The sequence below is a fragment of the Streptomyces sp. NPDC007162 genome (genome assembly GCF_040634175.1).
Taxonomy (GTDB): Bacteria; Actinomycetota; Actinomycetes; order Streptomycetales; family Streptomycetaceae; genus Streptomyces.
In genome coordinates, this window is the sequence record NZ_JBEYFC010001067.1 from 1 (window position 1) to 1,065 (window position 1,065).

At 64.3% G+C, this 1,065-nt stretch carries 1 protein-coding gene; it reads right to left on the bottom strand.

Features of this window, described 5'->3' with window-relative positions; genetic code table 11:
* Nucleotides 1–401 (bottom strand): hypothetical protein (locus ABZ646_RS47195; RefSeq protein ID WP_360534102.1); only part of this gene is annotated, 401 nt, incomplete at its 3' end.
* Nucleotides 402–1,065: the final 664 nt, after the last annotated feature.

Here is a 1,065-nt window from a genome sequence, read left to right on the forward strand (position 1 = left end):
CCACCGATGTGCAGAGTCTGCTGATCCCCCGCCCGCACAGCCGTCTCGTTCAACGTGCTCCCACCGATGTGCAGAGTCTGCTGATCCCCCGCCCGCACAGCCGTCTCGTTCAACGTGCTCCCACCGATGTGCAGAGTCTGCTGATCCCCCGCCCGAAGAACCGGCCGATTCAGAACCGAGTGGCGGAGGTCAATCGATTGCCCATCGCCCGCGATCAGCTGAAGGCCGTAGATAACTGCCCCTCTGAGATCCACTGTCGGTGCGTCATCAGCAGCTCTCGGCGCCGGGAGTTCAGCCGCCACTTCAGCTTCCTCAGCTTCGTGCAGCTGCCTCGTCGTCTCCTCTGCTGCGACCAGGTCATCGCCGCTGAGGGCAGCCAGTGCGCGGACGACGGAGATCACGCTGCTCTGCTTTGCGTGTACCCCAGCGACCACACGACGAATGGTTTCAGGGCTGACGTCAGTGCTTTCAGAGTCAGTCAGGACGGCTGAACCAATGGTCCTCAAAGATGGGCGGCCAGCAGCCTCGTAGAGCCGTCTGACCTCAGACGTCAGCGCCGAGGGGGACGAAGGAGCAGGTGTCACCTGCGGAGTTCCTGAGACCGCGGAGCTACTCGCAGCCTTGGGGCCGCGTGCCTTGGACGGGTCAAGATCAGCGATACGCCTGTCAGCTGTATCCGTGACCATGCGCTGTACGACAGGCGGATCCAGGCTCGGTGCTGTCTCGACCTCCAACCTTCTATTCATCCACTTCGGGAGCGCCTTCTCCCCCATCGGGTCCCACGCCAGGACCAGGGCCCGCAGCACAGTACGAGAAGGCAGACGCCGCGCGCTCAAGGCGGCATAGATGCTAGATCGGCTAATCCCGAAGTCCTTCACAACGTGCCCCACGTCGGGCGACTCGGGTCCTGCGGTGTTGGTCCTGCGGGGGACAGCCGAATCTCGCAGTCTCCGCAGGTCAGAGCTGTCCGGCATCCCCTGGTGGATCCCGGTGAGCGGCTGGGCCGCGGTGAGCGCCGGCAGCGACATCCGCAGCTCCGCCGTCTCGAACGCGCTCTGTTCGTGG